At 22.1% G+C, this 1,510-nt stretch carries 2 protein-coding genes; both read left to right on the forward strand.

Going from position 1 to position 1,510, the window contains the following annotated elements; all coding sequences use genetic code 4:
* Nucleotides 1-183 precede the first annotated feature (183 nt).
* Complete coding sequence (locus C6B38_RS03710; RefSeq protein ID WP_105298705.1) at nt 184-1,230, forward strand: Mbov_0401 family ICE element transposase-like protein; 1,047 nt, start codon at nt 184-186, stop codon at nt 1,228-1,230.
* A 73-nt stretch (nt 1,231-1,303) separates the two neighbouring features.
* On the forward strand, nt 1,304-1,510 hold a 207-nt coding region (locus tag C6B38_RS03715; protein ID WP_146693290.1), incomplete at its 3' end, for a hypothetical protein.

Here is a 1,510-nt window from a genome sequence, read left to right on the forward strand (position 1 = left end):
AAAAAAATTAAATATTGGAAAAACAAGTTAAAAATAACTTGCTTTTTTTAGGTGTTTATTTTAATGTGTGTGAAAAAAATTAAATATTGGAAAAACAAGTTAAAAATAACTTGCTTTTTTTAGGTGTTTATTTTAATGTGTGTGATAATTTATTTTTAAATCAGGAAAGGAAACAACTTTAAAATGGATATTAATAATATTATTAATGGTGAAAACTTTTTTAATAAAACATATGAAGATTTGAATAGAAATGTTGTTGGAGAAATTGCATATAGGTTAGAAAAGTGAGATGATCTTATTTTTCAAAATTATCAAAAATATCATAAATTTAAACATTATCGAGTAAAAGATAATATTAAAAGAACATTAATTACTTTAAAAGGTAAAATAACGTTTAACAGACGAAGATATTATAAAATTAACCCAATAACAAGAAAAGAAGAATATATTTTTATTTTACATGAATTTTTACTAATTAAAAAATGACAAAAAGTAAGAAATGATGTTAAAGAAAGAATTTTATTGTTTTTAAGTGATGATAAAAAATACCGCGATATTTTAGATGCCTTAGAACAAGCAAAAATTAGTTTAATGACAATTTCAAATACAATAAAAAACGCAACAACAAACGACAAATATTATATTAATAATACCACTATTAAAATAAAAGTTCCGTATACTTTATATATTCAAATGGATGGAACATACTTAAAAATGAAAGTGTGATATGGAGGAAAAAAGATTAAAAAACACACCTTAATTTCTACCGTTCACACTGGATATGATCAAGAAAAATCAACCGAAAAAAGACATGTAATTGCAAATAAGTTAGGTGTTTACGAAATAGATAATATTCCAATTTATATTTCTAAAAAAACAAAATTAACCCGTTTTGTTGTTAAATTAATACTTTTGATAATAAGTAATTATAATATTCAAGATGATACCAAAATTATGATTTTAGGTGATGGATCAGATTGAATTAAAGGGGTTAAAAAAGTTATTGCAAATCGTTTTCCTAATAACAAAGTTCATTATACAATAGACAAATTTCATCTTAAAAGTAGGTTTGAAAAGTTATTTCCTTTTCAAAGCAAAAACGCAGAAATTAAAGAAATATTTGATAATGCTATTTATTATTTTTATAACGGAAAATATGAGGAATTATTACAGTGTTTAAAAGAGAGTAAGCCATTTATTCCCGATTCAAAAAAAAGAATATTTTATTAAAACAATTAACTTAATTAAAAATAACGAAGAGGGTATTAAAAATCAAACATTATGAAATAATATTGGTTGTCATATGGAGGGTGATGTTTCCCATTATGGTAAGGGGATATTTTCTAAAAAAGGAATTTATAGCGAAAAAACTGTTATAAATAAATTGAATACTAGTATGCTAAAATTAAGAAATAATATTAAGGATTTTAAACAATCAGAAAAACCACCAGAAAATAATAGTATTTTATATAATAATTTTAATAAAACTGAACAACAAAACTTACATCTT

This window comes from Spiroplasma sp. ChiS, from assembly GCF_002968355.1.
GTDB lineage: Bacteria > Bacillota_I > Bacilli_A > Mycoplasmatales > Mycoplasmataceae > Spiroplasma > Spiroplasma citri.